This window comes from [Flexibacter] sp. ATCC 35208, from assembly GCF_001975825.1.
Taxonomy (GTDB): Bacteria; Bacteroidota; Bacteroidia; order Chitinophagales; family Chitinophagaceae; genus Chitinophaga.
The window spans coordinates 1-816 of the sequence record NZ_MTKN01000196.1; the positions used below are offsets into that span (position 1 = coordinate 1).

Genomic DNA, 816 nt, shown 5'->3' on the forward strand with positions numbered 1-816 from the left:
TAAATGGGTAATTCTAATTATTTATTTGCCGGGTCTCATGAACATGGAGAGCGCGCAGCTATTATTTACAGCCTTATACAAACCTGTAAATTGCAGGGAATAGACCCCGATGCATACCTGCATGATGTATTGCTGCGTATCAGTGATCATAAACAAAGCAAATTATGGGAATTGTTGCCACAGAACTGGAAGCCCCAACCGCGAAATGACTATGCTAAAACTCAGCGTGCCTGAATCGATGGTGTATTAGCAGGATCGATGAGATTGAAACTCCCTTTTCCCACGTGTTGTTCAGGATACTCCAAAATATCTGTCAGGAACTCAAACACCTCTTCTTCAGTAGCACAGCCATGCAGCCCCCGCTCACATGATACGAGGAAAGTATCATGAATTTTAAAGTGAATAATCTTTAATCCGGGAGTAAATGAGTTGTAGTCCCGCATGAGCATCCACTTGCCTTTATCCTCACTATCTTTATATTTTACTGCAATAAACTGATCGATAAAAAACTGCGCCTGTTCCTGCATTACTTTCTGCATCTTTTGTAAAGAGGCTTTGTTGAGATTATCGTCAACTATAATGAAATAAAGGCGTGTCTGCTGGTCGGGAGTCACATGAACAAAACCTAAATTTAAACCTGTCTCATGCATAACCGGCATCCTGCTGTTTAAATCCAACGACTGTATACATGAAAAATAACGAGGGCTGTCACTATGATACATCATGGTCTCAATACCTTCATTTAAACGAAGAAATGGATTGCTGCAAATGTAATGTGGCATAACTATTTATTTAACGAAGTTGTTTATACTTTTA

Annotated in this window: 3 protein-coding genes; 1 reads left to right on the forward strand and 2 read right to left on the reverse strand. The window is 39.6% G+C overall.

All coding sequences use genetic code 11. The annotated features are described in order from the left end of the window. Nucleotides 1-21: 21 nt before the first annotated feature. Nucleotides 22-150, reverse strand: coding sequence for a hypothetical protein (locus tag BW716_RS38645; RefSeq protein ID WP_255373923.1), 129 nt, complete (start codon nt 148-150; stop codon nt 22-24). Between BW716_RS38645 and BW716_RS39375 the strand changes: the two genes are divergently transcribed. Next, nucleotides 91-234, forward strand: coding sequence for a transposase domain-containing protein (locus tag BW716_RS39375; protein ID WP_179091421.1), 144 nt, complete (start codon nt 91-93; stop codon nt 232-234). The two genes, BW716_RS38645 and BW716_RS39375, sit on opposite strands and share 60 nt — an antisense overlap. Here the strand turns inward: BW716_RS39375 and BW716_RS35050 are convergent. Then, the gene (locus BW716_RS35050) at nt 222-782 is read right to left on the reverse strand and encodes a hypothetical protein (RefSeq protein WP_143709239.1); all 561 of its coding nucleotides are present in this window, start codon (nt 780-782) and stop codon (nt 222-224) included. The two genes, BW716_RS39375 and BW716_RS35050, sit on opposite strands and share 13 nt — an antisense overlap. Nucleotides 783-816: the final 34 nt, after the last annotated feature.